Below are 14,409 nucleotides of genomic sequence, written 5' to 3'. Positions count from 1 at the left end.
AATGACCCGCCATGCGGCGGCTTCGCGCGCCTTGCCAGCGGCGCGCGGCTGACCGCGGCTGGCGCAAAGATCTTCTCCTACGGACCACTAGAGTCGGGATCATGACCACCTCAGCCGTTGCGCCCTACGGGACCTGGCCCTCACCTCTCTCGGCCGCGGATCTGGCGGGGGCCTCTGCCTCGTTCGCCGACGTGCGCGTGGACGGGGACCGGGTCCTGTGGTTGCAGAGCGACCCGGACAACCACGGCCGCTACGCCGTCCGGTCGCGCGGCGGGGACGGCGTGATCGAAGTGCACACCCCGCCGGAGTTCAACGCCCGCACGCGGGTGCAGGAGTACGGCGGCGGAGCACTCGGCGCCGGCCACGGTGTGATCGTGGCCAGCAACTTCACCGATCAGCGCGTGTACCGGTTGGACGGCGGGTCCGCCCTCCCCGTGACGCCCGAGCCAGCCGAGCCGGCCGGCATCCGCTGGGCGGGGATGCAGGTGCTGCCCGGCGGCGACGCCTTCCTGGCCGTGCGGGAGACCCACGGTGCCGATCGACCCCGGGCCAACATCAACATCCACGGGGCGGAGGAGGCCGTCAACGAGATCGTCCGCGTCGACCTCGACTCGGGCGAGACGACGGTGCTCGTCACCGGCCCTGATTTCGTCGGCGGACCGTGGGTCAACCCGTCCGGCACGGCGATCGCCTGGGTGCAGTGGAACCACCCGGACATGCCGTGGGACACCGCGCAGCTGTGGACGGCGCCACTGACGTCGGCGGGGGTGGGCGAGCCGGTCCACATCGCCGGCGGGGCGGGCTCGGGCAGCGATGGCGCGGACAGCGCCGTGTGCGATGCCATCTGGACCGACGACGAGCGTCTGGTGTTCTCCGACGATCCCGACGGCTGGTGGAACGTCTACGCCTGGACGGCCACCGACGGCGTCACCCGGCTGCAGGAGGAGCCGCTCGACAGCGGGATCGTCCGCTGGGCGGTTCCTGCCGTGCTGGTGGCCCTCGACGACGGTCAACTGCTGGCGACGACGTTCGAGGGCGGCTTTCGGCATCTTCGGCGCATCCCTGCGGCGTCGGCGGAACCGGTCACCCGAGGAGAGCCGGTCGACACCGGTCCCTATGCCAGCATCGGCAACGCCGTCGGGCAGGGCGACCAGGTCATCGCGATCGCCGGCGGACCGAGCGTCACGACGAACGTGGTGCGCATCGATCCCACCTCTGGCACGACGGAGATCCTCAGCCAGATCCCGACATCGCCGGCCACCCGGGTCGGGGCGGTCCCTGAGCCGATCACGTTCCCGACCGAGGATGGCACCGCCGAGGCGCACGTCCTGTACTACCCGCCGACGTCGGCCTCCCACCGTGGCCCGGACGATCAGGCGCCTCCGCTGATCGTGCTCACGCATGGCGGGCCGACAGGTATGGCCAGCACCTCCCTGCAGCCCACGGCGCAGTACTGGGCATCACGGGGGTTCGCCGTCGTCGACGTCAACTATCGCGGGTCGGTCGGGTACGGCCGGGCCTACCGAGACTCGCTCCGCGGCAACTGGGGGCTGCACGACCTGACCGACTGCGTCGCCGCCGCCCGCCACCTGGCCGACCAGGGCCTGGCCGACCCCGACCGGTTCATCATCGAGGGCGGGAGTGCCGGTGGGTACACGACCCTGCTGGCGCTCTGCACCACCGATGTCTTCGCGGCGGGCGGCTGCCTGTTCGGCGTCTCCGACCTCCGCGCCCTGGCAACCGACACCCACAAGTTCGAGAGCCGCTACCTCGACTCCATGGTCGGCAGCTGGCCGCAGGAGGAGCAGGTCTACATCGACCGCTCCCCCATCACCCACGTCGACACCCTGCGGACGCCGATGATCGTCCTGCAGGGCGATGAGGACAGGGTGGTCCCGCCGTCGCAGTCGGAGGTGATGGTCGACGCGATGGCGGAGCGCGGCATCGCGCACGCCTACCTGCTGTTCGAGGGTGAGCAGCACGGCTTCCGCCAGCCCCAGAACGTGGCCCGCTCGTTGGAGGCGCGGCTGGCCTTCTACGGGCGCATCTTGGGCTTCGATCCAGCGGATGAGATCGACTTGCCGGAGTTCGTCCCGGGAACCTAACGACGTGGCGGCCGCACCTCGGATCCGATGTCGCCGCCGTCCGACGCTGGGGACGTGTCCTTGGCCATGTGTCGACGGATCCTGATACCCCTCCCGGCGGCGATCTTGGTCGCCTGACGGACGCTCTCGACCGTCATCGACATCGCGAGAGCCCCGGCCCTGGCAGGGAAGGGCACGAACTGCTTCTGCAGTTCGCGAGGCATCGCCTCTTTGACCACCAGACGCCACGCCAGGTAGGCGACGACGACGCCGAAGGCCACGGCCATGCACCAGAAGAACCAACTCGGACCGTAGACCGACATGAGCGGTGCGGCGGCCAGCGGGCCCAGGAACGCTCCCGATCCGTTGATCCCGATCAGCTTCGCCGCAGCTCCGCTCACCTTACCGGGCGGCACCCAGTCGATGGTGTACGACACGATCAGCGAGTACAGCGGGAACAGCGTCCCCCCGAGCGCCGCCATCAGCACGAGCACCAGGACGCTTTGAGAAGGGATCAGGGCAAGGCTGCCCGAGGTGGCCAGGCCGATCAGCGCCACGAAGAAGATGACGAGGCGGCGCGAGACCCTGTCCGACAGCCGCCCTATCGGCCACTGCAAGATCATCGCTCCGATCATCGGAGCCACGAGGAACGTCCCGGTTCGGTCGAGCGACAGACCGACCGCCGTGGCGTACACCGCTCCCAACCCGAGCAGGATGCCAGCCGTTGCGCCTCCCATGAACGAGCCGATCACACCTGTCGGGACGATGCGGATGAGCTCGAGAACGGACACCTTCTCAGCCGACTCGGATGGTGGCGCCGTGCTCGACTTGAGGGTGATCGGCACCAGCGACATCGAGACGAGGACCGAGGAGACGATGAAGAGGCGGAAGGTGGTCGGGTCACCGAGTGCGATGAGGTACTGGCCGGCGCCGAGCCCGGCCAACCACACGATCATGTAGATGGCCATGACCCGGCCGCGATTGGCGGCTGTCGTCATCTCCGCCAACCACGACTCGATCACGATGTACAGCCCAGCGACGCAGAAGCCGAAGATGAAGCGCATCGCCGTCCACGACGCCGGGAACACAGCGATGGCGTGCACCAGGACCGCGCTGGATGCAGTGGACGCCAGCCCGGCAAACACGCGGACGTGGCCCACCGTCCTGAGCAGTCTGAATACGACCGTGGGCGCCAGGAGGAACCCTGCGAAGAAGCCGGCCATGATCACACCGGTGATGGTGAGGCCAAATCCCTCACTGGCAGATCGGACCCCGATGACCGCGCCGTTCAGACCGTTGCCGATCATCAGGAGCCCGAGGCCGACGAACAGCGGCCACATCCCCGTTATCCCGGAGGTCTCCGAGGGGTGCCCGTCACCGTCACCAGCCAGGCCCGTTTGCGTCGGGTCCGAGGCGGTCGTCATCAGGGTCGGGAGAGTACAGCTTGGTGCAGCGGAACCCGACCCAGGGGAACGAGCAGTCCCTGGGAGGCGGTGGGTAGGCTCGTGCGGGTGAAGACAACTCCGGACGATGCGGGCGGCTCCAGACAAGCGAATACCGTTCCAGCCATCGAAGTCGCCGGTGTCACCAAGGTCTTTGGCACCACACGGGCCCTGGATGGCGTCGACCTGACGGTCAAGCCAGGCGGTGTCGTCGGCCTGCTGGGACCCAACGGCGCCGGCAAGACCACCCTCGTCCGCGTCCTCGCCACCCTGCTCAGCCCCACCGATGGCTATGCCAGGATCTTCGGCACCGATGTCACCGCGGACCCGCATCGGGTTCGCGAACAGATCTCCCTCACCGGCCAGTACGCTGCCGTCGACGGGCTGCTCACCGGCCGCGAGAACCTTCTGATGTTCGCCGAGCTGCTCCAGCTGACGCCGGCGTCCGCCCAGGCCCGAGCCGACGAGCTGCTGGAGCGGTTCTCGCTGGGCGACGCGGCCGACCGGCGTGCCGCCACCTACTCCGGCGGCATGCGCCGACGGCTGGACCTCGCCTCCAGCGTCATCCTGCCGCCGAAGCTCCTCTTCCTCGACGAGCCCACGACCGGCCTCGACCCCCGCACCCGCAACGAGATGTGGGACGTGATCCGCGAGCTGGTCAGCGAAGGCACGACACTGCTGCTCACGACCCAGTACCTGGAGGAGGCCGACCAGCTCGCCAACCGCATCGTGGTCATCGACGCCGGCAAGATCATCGCCGACGGCACCGGCGATGAGCTCAAGGAGGCCGCAGGGGGGATCACCGTCGAGATCCTGCTCGGCAGCTCCGACGACATCCCGGCGGCCTGCCAGGCCTTGCAGAAGGTCGGCCTGACGGGACACGGCGTGACCGCCCCGACTGCGGACCTCGAGGTGCCCACGACGTCCGACGACGGTCTGCGAACCGTCCAGCAGGTCGCCGGTGCCCTGCGCGAGGCGAACATCGTGGTCAACGACCTCGGTCTGCGTCGGGCCTCCCTGGACGAGGTGTTCCTGCAACTGACGGGAGACGAGAACGGCGCCCCATCCGCCACGTCAGAGCGCTCTGGAGGGACCGCAGCGTGAGCACGACCCAGCAACTGCTGTCCACCGACGCGATCGAGCAGCGTCACCGCACCGGCGTCATCGCTGCGCTGGCCGACGGCTGGACCATCGGCAAGCGGAACCTCAAGCACTTCACGCGGCTGCCGCGCCTGCTGGTCTTCTCCACGATCCAGCCGGTCATGTTCGTCCTGCTGTTCGGCTACATCTTCGACGGGGCGGTCAGCGGCTCACTCCCGGACGGGTTCCCCAACTACCTCTCGTTCGTCTTGCCGGGCATCTTCATCCAGTCGACGGTGTTCCGGATGACCACGACGGCGGTGGGCCTGGCCGAAGACCTGGAGAAGGGCGTCATCGACCGGTTCCGATCGCTGCCGATGTCGCGCGCCGGCGTCCTCATCGGCCGCACCATCGCCGACCTCGTCCGCGCGGCAGCGGTGATCCTACTGATGACCGTCTTCGGCGTGGCGGTGGGCTTCCGGTTCACCAGCATCCTCGGCGCCATCGGGTCCGTGCTCATCGTGGCGCTCCTGGGCTACGGCTTGTCCTGGGTCTTCGTCTTCGTCGCCCTCAACGTCCCGGGTGCGGAGTCCGCCCAATCGGCTGCCTTCGTGGCCGCCTTCCCCTTGTCGTTCGTCTCCAGCGTCTTCGTGCCACCGGAGAGCATCCCCGTCGAGTGGTTGGCCTTCATCGCTCGCAACTCCCCCATCACCGCGGCAGCAGACGCCGCACGGGGTCTTGCCGTGACCGGCCCGGTCGCGCAGCCGGTGCTGCTGACGGTCATCTGGACCATCGGGATCCTGGCGCTCTTCATCCCGCTGAGCGTCTACCAGTTCCGCAAGCTCGAGTAGCGACGCTCAGCCCGGATCGCGGACGTTCAGGCCGCGATGCCAGGGATCGCCCAGGTGGCGCAGGAGGTTCTCGGCGAACCGCGTGCCACCGACCTTCATGGTCTGGAACATCACCGACTTGACGGCTCGCCGCGCCAACTGAGGCAGCGGCAGCTCCACCGTCGCGATCAGGTCGATCGCGACGACCGTCTCCTCCATCGTCGACCCGGCCGTGACGTCGATCCTCCCGCTCGCCATGGCCCGCTCGTCGGTACCCGGCTCGGGCGCGAAGATGATGGCCTGCTCGCCGATGTCCATGAGGGTCGTGAAGGAGGGTGCAGCCCGGATCCCGAGCGCGTTCACGCCGCTCAGCTGCCAGGTCCACCGATCACCGTCCGGCCCAGCCAGGTGCACGTCGATCGACGCGACCAGTGGCGTCAGCTCAGCCAACATCTCCGGCGTGCTGAGCACCTCGTGGACTCGGGCTGGCGCAACAGCGATGCGGTCGTCGGAGATGATGCGCTGCGCGAACGAACCCATGGGGGATCTGTTCCCATCTCGTAGGCTGCGAACCCACATGGACGTCCTGACCTCGACGACCGACCCGACCAGCGCCGAGTATCAGGCCAACCGGGCCGGCATGCTCGACCTGCTGGCCGAACTGGACCGCCTGACCCAAGAGGCCAACGCCGGCGGCGGTCCCAAGTACGTCACGCGACACCGGGAGCGTGGCCGCCTCCTCCCCCGCGAACGCATCGAGCTGCTCGTCGACCGTGACAGCGCACTGCTCGAGTTGTCCACGCTCACAGCCAACGGGACCGAGTACACCGTCGGGGGCTCCAGCGTCTCGGCCATCGGCGTGGTGAGTGGGGTCGAGTGCGCCATCTCCGCCTCCGACCCCACGGTCAAGGGCGGCTCGGTCAACCCCTACGGCCTCCAGAAGTCACTCCGCCTGGCGGAGATCGCCGCAGCCAACCGCCTCCCGCTGATCAACCTCACGGAGTCCGGCGGCGCCGACCTGCCGAAGCAGGCCGAGATCTTCGTCCCGGGTGGCGCCTCGTTCAAGAACCTCACGCAGCTCTCCAAGGCCGGCATCCCGACCATCTCCCTCGTGTTCGGCCCGAGCACCGCCGGCGGCGCCTACATCCCCGGCATGAGCGACTACTCGGTCATGGTCGACCAGCAGGCGCGGGTCTACCTCGGTGGCCCGCCACTGGTGAAGATGGCGACCGGCGAGGACGCGGAGGAGGAGTCCCTCGGTGGAGCGGCCATGCACGCCTCGGTCAGTGGGGTCGCCGACTACCTGGCAGCCGACGAACTCGACGCCATCCGCATCGGCCGACAGATCGTCGCCCACCTCAACTGGCGCAAAGCTGGTCCCGCGCCGGCCTCGGACGTCGAGGAGCCCGTCCACGACCCGGACGAGCTGCTCGGCATCGGCTCAGCCGACATCCGAGTGCCATTCGACGTCCGTGAGGTCATCGGGCGGATCACCGATGGCTCCCGCTTCGAGGAGTTCAAACCCCGGTATGGGCCCCAGCTGATCTGCGGCTGGGCCACCCTGCACGGGTACCCGGTCGGAATCCTCGGCAACAACGGCATCCTGTTCAGCCCCGAGTCGCAGAAGGGCTCGCAGTTCATCCAGCTCTGCAACGCGACGAACACCCCGCTGGTCTTCCTCCAGAACATCACGGGCTTCATGGTCGGCACGGCCTACGAGCAGGGCGGGATCATCAAGGACGGTGCGAAGCTGATCAATGCGGTGGCCAACTCCGAGGTCCCCCACCTGACGGTCATGATCGGCGCCTCGTTCGGGGCGGGCAACTACGGCATGTGTGGACGGGCGTACGACCCACGATTCCTGTTCACCTGGCCGAACCACAAGATCGCCGTGATGGGTGCAAAGCAGCTGGCCGGGGTCATGCGGATCGTCATGGAAGCGCGGATGAAGAAGTCCGGGCAAGAGGTGGACACCGACGCCGCCGACCAGATGACCGCAGCGTTCGAGGCTGAGATCGAGCGGCAGTCAACGGCCCTGTACGCCACGGCCCGACTGTGGGACGACGGGATCATCGATCCACGTGACACGCGCACGGTGCTCGCCATCGCCCTGTCTGCCGCACACTCCGCCCCCATCGCGGGGACCGGCAGCTATGGGGTGTTCCGGCATTGAGCGCCACGCCTGCTGAGCCTGGCTCACCCGTCGGGCCGATCCGCCGGCTGCTCATCGCCAATCGTGGCGAGATCGCCTGCCGCATCATCCGGACCTGCCGGACGATGGGCATCGAGGCTGTCGCGGTCTACTCGCAGGGTGATGCCGACGCGCGGCACGTCCGCCTGGCCGACCAATCGGTCGGCCTCGACGGCGTCACCGCCGGGCAGACCTACCTGGACATCCCGGCGATCATCGCGGCGGCCCATACGAGTGAGGCCGACGCGATCCACCCCGGCTACGGCTTCCTCTCCGAGCGAGCCGACGCCGCCACGGCGTTCGCCGACGCCGGCCTGACCTGGGTCGGCCCGCCGGCCCAGGCCATCGCGGCCATGGGCGACAAGATCTCCGCCAAGCAGCTGATGGCGGAGGCAGGTGTCCCGGTCCTCCCCTCCGTGACGGATCCGGACACGGCCGCTGAGGTCGGCTACCCGCTCATCGTCAAGGCGGCCGCAGGAGGTGGCGGCAAGGGGATGCGGATCGTCACCTCGCCCGAGGCGTTGGCCGACGCGGTCGAGGCGGCGCGGCGCGAGGCCGCCTCGGCCTTCGGAGACGACCGGGTCTTCCTCGAGCGCTTCATCGAGCGTCCGCGCCACATCGAGGTGCAGGTCTTCGCCGATGGCCGCGGCGCCACCGTCCACCTGGGCGAGCGGGAGTGTTCGATCCAACGCCGCCACCAGAAGGTGATCGAGGAGGCACCCTCGCCGGCCGTCGACCCCGAGACACGGGAGCGGCTGGGCCACGCAGCGGTGGCGGCTGCCCGGGCGGTCGACTACGTCGGTGCGGGGACGGTCGAGTTCGTGGCGTCCCAGCCGACGGCCGAGGGCGGGCCGGAGTTCTTCTTCCTCGAGATGAACACGCGGCTGCAGGTCGAGCATCCCGTGACCGAGCTGGCCTGGGCCCGGTCCGATGGTGTCCCGCTCGACCTGGTCCGACTGCAGCTCGAGGTGGCCGAGGGGCGGCCGCTACCGTTCGGTCAGGACGATCTGCGCCTGGCCGGGCACGCGGTGGAGGCCCGGCTGTACGCCGAGGACCCCGCTACCGGATTCCTGCCCGTCACCGGCCCCGTCGAGCTGCTCGAGCCGGCGAATGGACCGGGGACCCGCTGGGACACCGGTGTCGAGACCGGCGACGAGATCGGCCCCCACTTCGACCCGATGATCGCCAAGGTGATCGCGCACGGGTCCTCCCGGGCGGACGCGCTGCGGCTGCTCGGCCGCGAGCTGTCCCAGACCCGCCTGCACGGTCTCCGGACCAACCGCGACGCCCTGATCGGGATGCTGGCCCATGAGGAGATGGTCGCGGGAACACTCGACACCGGCTTCATCGATCGACTGGATCCGGCGGTGCTGGACCCGGAGCCGTCGGCGGACGCACAACGGCTGCATCTGATCGGGGCAACCCTGGCGGGTCGGGCGCGCCGCTCCGCACAGCGACGCGTCCAGGAGTCGATCCCGACCGGCTGGCGCAACAACCCGACCGCTGGAACAGCCGTGGCCTTCGAGGGCTCGGCAGGATCGACGGTCACGGTCTCATACCGTCCCGAGGGTGACGAGCTGATCGTGGACGTGTCCCGTACGGCCGCGGGGGCTGACGAGCCAGGTCATGGCCCGCGGGTCCGGGTGAGCGATGTTCGGGTTGACGGCGACGCGGTCTCGCTGACACTCGACGGGCGACAGTGGACGCTGCGGGTCAGCGAGCTGCCAGACGGTCACGACGTCTCGTACGGCGACGAGTCGAGGCGGTGGGCGGTGGACTCACCACTCGGTTCCGCCACGCTGATGCAGCTCCCCCGGTTCCCGAGCGCCGCGGCCGAGGTGGCACCGGGGGACCTGGACGCACCGATGCCCGGGACGGTCCTGCGCGTGGCGGTGGCGGAGGGTCATGAGGTCGAGGAGGGCGATCTCGTCATGGTGCTCGAGGCCATGAAGATGGAGCACCGGGTCACCGCCCCGCACGCCGGGACCGTCGAGTCACTGTTGGTCTCGGAGGGAGCTCAGGTGGCGGGGGGCGACACCCTCGCCCGCATCCTCTGAAGGCCAGTCCAGCTGATAGTGGTCTGTAGGAGAAGATCTTTGCGCCAGCCGCGGTCAGCCGCGCGCCGCTGGCAAGGCGCGCGAAGCCGCCGCATGGCGGGTCATTCAAGCGAGCGCAACGCAGTCCAGCGGTGATGCGGGGGCCGCGGATGCCAAAGAGATTTGAACTACGGACCACTAGGGCCGGCCGGCCGCCATCACACCCACGTCGACCGTGAACAGGACGGCTTCCCTGGCCGCCTCCCGCGCCTGCTCGGCGAAGTCCGGCGCCGAACAGATCAGCAGCGTCGTCCCCTCCGGCCCTCCGAGCTGGCAGGCGAAGGCACCGAGCCCCTCCGGCATGGTGATCTGGTCGGTGATCTCGCCGCCCTCAGCCACCCGGATCACCCGGGCACCCAGGGCGTCGGCCGCCCAGATCTGTCCCTCCGCGTCCAGGGTGCAGCCGTCCGGCGCGACGGCAGTCGCGGCCAGCGTCTCCTCGAACGTGGCCAGCGGTGGGGTCGGCGCCAGCTGCGCCCACACCCGCCGGTCCGTCAACGAGCCGTCGTCGCCGATCGTGAACGCGGTGTAGCGACACCCGATCGACTCGCCCACCACCAAGGTGACCTCGTCCGGCAGGATGACGCTCCCATTGGGGAAGTACAGGTCGTTGGCGACCGCCGTGACCGCCCCATCCGGGTCCACCCGGACCAGCGTGGCAGTCACCGGGTCGGCGCCGGCCATCAGGTCGAAGCCGAAGTTCCCGATGAAGGCCCTCCCGCTGGCGTCCACGACCATGTCGTTGGCCTTCCCGCCGCAGTGCTCGCTGATGTCGGCGTGCACGCTGACCTGTCCGTCCAGGGCCCGTCGCAGCACCGTGTGGTCCGTCATGCTCACCACCAGCATCGAGCCGTCGGGCAGCCACCCGAGGCCTGACGGCTGGCCGGGCACCTCCATGATCGTCTCACGGTGCCCGTCAGGCGTGATGGTGAAGACCTCGTGGGCGTAGAAGTCACTCACGTACCAGCGGTCGTCGCGCCACCGCGGACCCTCGTAGAAGTGACCGCCATCGGTCAACCTGGTCAGTGTGCGGTCCATGCTCCGGCTCCTCGGCTCGCGTCGCACGTCAGCCGGTCAGCCGACGCCAGCCCGGACCGTAGCAAGTCATGCTCCGCCACGCGCTGCCGCCTGGATCGCTCGGAGCAACCGCTGGCCGATCACCGACCACTCCCACTGCCGCCGGACGAACTCGGTGCCGGCCTCCCCCATGGTCCGCAGACGGCCGGGGTCGCTGAGCAGCCCCACCACAGCCGCGTAGACCGAATCCGGGTCGTGTCCGTCGACCACGACGCCGGTCTCGCCCTGTACGACCGTCTGCGGTGCGCCGCCGGAGTCGCCCACCACCACCGGGACACCACATGCCTGGGCCTCGAGGAACACCAGGCCCAGACCCTCGACGTCGGTTCCCAGCAACCTCGTCCGGCACGGCATCGCGAAGGCATCGCCGGTTCGGTAGTAGGCCGGCAGGTCGGCCCAGGGGACCTCACCGGTGAGGGTGACGGCGTCGCCCAGTCCGAGCTCGGCGACGCGATCGGTCAACTCCTCCTCCAGCGGACCGGTCCCCACGATGAGGAGGTGGGCATCTGCCACGGCTGCCCGGACGCGTGGCCACTGCTCGATCAGGACGTCCTGTCCCTTCCGCCGGACCAGGCGGCTGATGCAGACCACGACGGGTTGGTCAGGCTCGAGGCCGTGCTGCTCGCGCAGGTCTGGCCCGTCGGGCGTGAACGTCTGGGTGTCGACCCCACCCGGCAGTCGGTGGAGGTCGGTCAGACGGTCCAGCACCGGCGCCAAGAGGCCGGCGGTGTAGTCACTCAGCACGGTCATGGCCGTGCAGCCCCGAGCCAGTCGACGCATGAGGGGCGCCAGTCCGTAGCGGGCCATGCCGGCCTCGCGGCCGTGGGTGATGCCCAACGTGGGGAGGTCAAGTCGTCCGGCCAGCTCGGCGAGCGGCCAGGCAGAGCCGAAGACCACGACATCGGCCTGGTGATCACTGGCGGCCGCCCGGACGGTGCGCAGAAGTGCCGGCGTGGGGAGCAGGGGGCGTCGGTGGACCCGCCGGACCGGGTAGGGCAACGCCCGGTCGTGCTCGGTGGCTCCCTGCCACGGCGAGGCGAGGACCATGACCGAATCCGGGGGCAGCGTGCCCACGAGGTGGGACACCATCTGCTCGATGCCGCCCGAGCGAGGGGGGAAGTCGTTGGTCACCCAGAGGGTCCGTGGGCACGCCTCCTCCGACTCCCTGCCCGGCCGACCACGCCCGTCGTTCACCTTGTGGCCGCTTCCGCTCGGCCGACCCGCTCGGGCATGGGCGGGTGGGAGAAGGCCAGGCCGACGATCCAGGCCGGCGGATCGGGATCCGAGAGGTTGCGTTCGGCCAGCGTCAGCAGCATCTCGCGGTACACCGCACCGTCCTGCAAGATCTCCAAGGCCCGCTGGTCGGCTGCTCGTTCGGTCCGCCGAGACGACCACTGGCCGATCGGTGCGATGAGCACCGCCCCCACCACGAGGACGGCAACCGCGCGGACGACGCCGCTGGCCCGAACCCGTCCGGATGCGCCCACGGCCGTCTCACCCATCACCCGGTCCAGCACCCACACGATCACGACCGCGATGCCGAACAGGCTGAGCGCCGTCCGCTCGAGGTCCCGGTGTTCGGTGTGGGCGATCTCATGGGCCACCGTCGCCAGGATGACCGGTGTCGGCGTGTCCTCGATGAGGGTGTCGTACAGCACGATCCGACGGGTTCCGGCGATCCCCGAGACGTAGGCGTTGGCCGCCGTCGTCCGGCGGCTGGCGTCCGCGACCAAGATCTCGGCGTCGAACGGTGCGGTGTCGGCCAACTCGGTGATGCCGTCCCGCAACTCGCCCGCCGGGAGGGGGGTGAAGTCGAAGAGCAGCGGCTCGAACACCCGCGGGCTCACGACCACGAGGATCGCCCCGACCAGACCGGCCAGCAGGGCGGCGACCGGAACCCACTGCCGACCAAGCCGTTCACGCAGCACCACGCCGGCGATGGCGGCGAGCGCCACCCCGATCCACTGCGGCCCCACGGTGACGACATAATCACGGAACCAGCCAGTCAGGTCCTGGGTTGACAGGCCGACGTCCACAGACCGGGTCCGGGCCCAGAGCTGCAGGGGCAGTCGCACCAGGTCGGTGATGGCCCACGCCGCAGCGGCGACGGCACCGAGACCGACCAGGCGCTGCCAGGACCGACGGCGCGAGCGCACCTGCAGCCATCGGCTCCCCGCGTCCGACCGAGCAGCCCACCACAGCAGCAGACCGGCCGCGGCGATCCGCAGTCCCCTCGACACCAGCGATGCGACCCGCAGCGGAGCCCGATACGTCTCCGCGGCTGCGACCTGCTCCTCGCCGAGGAACTCGACCAGTGCGACGGGCACGGCCGGGTCGGCGACGGGTCGGGTCAGCTCTGCGACTACCGCCCCCACGACGGCCAGGCCGGCCGCCACCCACAACCCCCGATACCACCCGGAGGGGATGCTCGCGACGCGGGCGGCGCTCCCCGACGCTCCGGCAACACCGTCGTTCATCGTCTCCTTGGCCCCGACGGCGGCGACGGCGGCGCCCACGACGTCCGATCACGCCGCGGTGGCGGTGGCGGTGCCGCCCGCCGGGTCGGACGGGGCTGCTCCTCGTCCTCCTCCGGCATGGCCGCGTGCAACACCCCTGGCGTTGGATGGGTGACCGGCATGGTCCAGCCCAGGTCGATGGCCAGGTCGTCGCGAGCCGTGACCCGTCCGGTGCCGATGTCGTACCGCCAGGTCGCCTTCTGGGGACGCCTGTTCTCTGTGAAGACCACGGTCACGGTCCAGTAGGGGCGGCCCTCCGGGCGTGTGGCCTGCCACTCGACGTCCTCATCTTCCACCCCGCGCTCCATCAGGTTCATCCGGACCGCCTCGCCGATCAGGGTGTCGGACAGACCGAACCCGGGCCGCTCCTGTCGGCCCCCGCGGACCGAGCTGATGACCTTGCGCTGCTCCGCAGCGATCGGCTGGTACCAGCGCATGACCCACTCACGACTGACGCCGGCCTGATCCGCCACGGTCTCGGGCGATCGCCCGGCCCGCAGCATGCGTTGGATCTCCGAGGGTGTGAGGGAGGAGTTACGGCCCTCCGAGCGGAACGGCACCACGGCTGCCTGACCGGCGGCGGGGACCTGTGCCAGCGGCACGAGGTCTGCCAGCAACTCCAGTCGCTCGTGATCCTCGGCCAGTTCGAGCACCTCGACCAGGGTGCTCATGAGCTCGGTGGACAGGTCCACCCGGAAGCGCTCACCGGTGCCGGGGACGGCCAGGACCAGCGACGTCAGGTCAGCGGTGTACCCGACCAGTTCCAGCGTGTGCATGCCCCGTCAGGCTATTGCATCAACCGGCGCGGGTTCGGTGACGATGCGGTCGCTCGAGCCACACCAGCGGCACGTCACGGAGTGGATCGTCTGCTCCTGTGTCACGGATTCCTCCACTTCGCCGACACCGGACACCGACACGTGCCAGTACCGCTGCGTCCGCTCGGTGGCCACGACGTCGAAGCGGGTCAGGTTGCCACAGCCCTCGCACTTGAAGCGCGTGCCCGGCTCGAGGCCAACGGCAGCGCCGGCGTGAGCGGGTGCGGCGTCTGATGATCCATCGGGCTCGGGTGACTCCTGCGCGGTCATGGGTGCTC

Annotated in this window: 12 protein-coding genes; 5 read left to right on the top strand and 7 right to left on the bottom strand. The window is 69.6% G+C overall.

Going from position 1 to position 14,409, the window contains the following annotated elements; genetic code table 11:
• Positions 1 to 101 precede the first annotated feature (101 nt).
• A complete protein-coding gene (locus C1746_RS14430) occupies positions 102 to 2,105 on the top strand; it encodes a S9 family peptidase (protein WP_116715236.1) in 2,004 nt (667 codons plus the stop codon).
• Here the strand turns inward: C1746_RS14430 and C1746_RS14425 are convergent.
• Positions 2,102 to 3,508 carry an MFS transporter gene (locus tag C1746_RS14425; protein WP_116715235.1) on the bottom strand — a complete coding sequence of 469 codons (1,407 nt, stop codon included), beginning with the start codon at positions 3,506 to 3,508 and terminating at the stop codon, positions 2,102 to 2,104. The two genes, C1746_RS14430 and C1746_RS14425, sit on opposite strands and share 4 nt — an antisense overlap.
• A gap of 87 nt (positions 3,509 to 3,595) precedes the next feature.
• Here C1746_RS14425 and C1746_RS14420 point away from each other — a divergent pair, with 87 nt between their 5' ends.
• On the top strand, positions 3,596 to 4,630 hold the full coding sequence (locus tag C1746_RS14420) for an ATP-binding cassette domain-containing protein (protein ID WP_116715734.1): 1,035 nt from the start codon (positions 3,596 to 3,598) through the stop codon (positions 4,628 to 4,630).
• Positions 4,627 to 5,457 (top strand): ABC transporter permease, encoded by an 831-nt coding sequence (locus tag C1746_RS14415; protein ID WP_162867765.1) that lies wholly within the window; start codon positions 4,627 to 4,629, stop codon positions 5,455 to 5,457. Before C1746_RS14420 ends, C1746_RS14415 begins: the two co-directional genes overlap by 4 nt.
• A gap of 6 nt (positions 5,458 to 5,463) precedes the next feature.
• Here the strand turns inward: C1746_RS14415 and C1746_RS14410 are convergent, their stop codons facing one another.
• Positions 5,464 to 5,976: a hypothetical protein gene (locus tag C1746_RS14410; RefSeq protein ID WP_116715233.1), complete on the bottom strand. Its 513-nt coding sequence runs from the start codon at positions 5,974 to 5,976 to the stop codon at positions 5,464 to 5,466.
• Between the two features lie 37 nt (positions 5,977 to 6,013).
• On the opposite strand from C1746_RS14410, the gene C1746_RS14405 reads away from it, so the two are divergent.
• Positions 6,014 to 7,609, top strand: a complete 1,596-nt coding sequence (locus C1746_RS14405; RefSeq protein ID WP_116715232.1) for an acyl-CoA carboxylase subunit beta — start codon at positions 6,014 to 6,016, stop codon at positions 7,607 to 7,609.
• Positions 7,606 to 9,684 (top strand): ATP-binding protein, encoded by a 2,079-nt coding sequence (locus C1746_RS14400; RefSeq protein ID WP_205711860.1) that lies wholly within the window; start codon positions 7,606 to 7,608, stop codon positions 9,682 to 9,684. Before C1746_RS14405 ends, C1746_RS14400 begins: the two co-directional genes overlap by 4 nt.
• Before the next feature lie 177 nt (positions 9,685 to 9,861).
• Here C1746_RS14400 and C1746_RS14395 read toward each other — a convergent pair whose 3' ends face one another.
• From C1746_RS14395 to C1746_RS22540, 5 genes are all read right to left on the bottom strand, one after another.
• Complete coding sequence (locus C1746_RS14395; RefSeq protein ID WP_116715231.1) at positions 9,862 to 10,761, bottom strand: SMP-30/gluconolactonase/LRE family protein; 900 nt, start codon at positions 10,759 to 10,761, stop codon at positions 9,862 to 9,864.
• 66 nt (positions 10,762 to 10,827) lie between these two features.
• Positions 10,828 to 11,931 carry a glycosyltransferase family 4 protein gene (locus C1746_RS14390; RefSeq protein ID WP_205711859.1) on the bottom strand — a complete coding sequence of 368 codons (1,104 nt, stop codon included), beginning with the start codon at positions 11,929 to 11,931 and terminating at the stop codon, positions 10,828 to 10,830.
• Positions 11,932 to 11,990: 59 nt separating this feature from the next.
• Positions 11,991 to 13,316 (bottom strand): M48 family metalloprotease, encoded by a 1,326-nt coding sequence (locus C1746_RS14385; RefSeq protein ID WP_116715230.1) that lies wholly within the window; start codon positions 13,314 to 13,316, stop codon positions 11,991 to 11,993.
• Entirely contained in the window at positions 13,274 to 14,092 is an 819-nt protein-coding gene (sepH, locus tag C1746_RS14380) for a septation protein SepH (RefSeq protein ID WP_116715229.1), read from the bottom strand. Before sepH ends, C1746_RS14385 begins: the two co-directional genes overlap by 43 nt.
• Before the next feature lie 6 nt (positions 14,093 to 14,098).
• Positions 14,099 to 14,401 carry a hypothetical protein gene (locus C1746_RS22540; RefSeq protein ID WP_205711858.1) on the bottom strand — a complete coding sequence of 101 codons (303 nt, stop codon included), beginning with the start codon at positions 14,399 to 14,401 and terminating at the stop codon, positions 14,099 to 14,101.
• Between the last annotated feature and the right edge of the window lie 8 nt (positions 14,402 to 14,409).

This window comes from Euzebya tangerina, from assembly GCF_003074135.1.
Lineage (GTDB): Bacteria > Actinomycetota > Nitriliruptoria > Euzebyales > Euzebyaceae > Euzebya > Euzebya tangerina.
Note: the sequence above shows the minus strand (reverse complement) of the source record. Positions and strands in the feature narration are given on the sequence as shown.

Bases quoted from the DNA above. Each gene is read 5' to 3' on its own strand.
- C1746_RS14430 (WP_116715236.1), top strand. From the start codon at position 102: ATGACCACCTCAGCCGTTGCGCCCTACGGGACCTGGCCCTCACCTCTC.
- C1746_RS14425 (WP_116715235.1), bottom strand. From the start codon at position 3,508: ATGACGACCGCCTCGGACCCGACGCAAACGGGCCTGGCTGGTGACGGT.
- C1746_RS14410 (WP_116715233.1), bottom strand. From the start codon at position 5,976: ATGGGTTCGTTCGCGCAGCGCATCATCTCCGACGACCGCATCGCTGTT.
- C1746_RS14405 (WP_116715232.1), top strand. From the start codon at position 6,014: ATGGACGTCCTGACCTCGACGACCGACCCGACCAGCGCCGAGTATCAG.
- C1746_RS14395 (WP_116715231.1), bottom strand. From the start codon at position 10,761: ATGGACCGCACACTGACCAGGTTGACCGATGGCGGTCACTTCTACGAG.
- sepH (WP_116715229.1), bottom strand. From the start codon at position 14,092: ATGCACACGCTGGAACTGGTCGGGTACACCGCTGACCTGACGTCGCTG.
- C1746_RS22540 (WP_205711858.1), bottom strand. From the start codon at position 14,401: ATGACCGCGCAGGAGTCACCCGAGCCCGATGGATCATCAGACGCCGCA.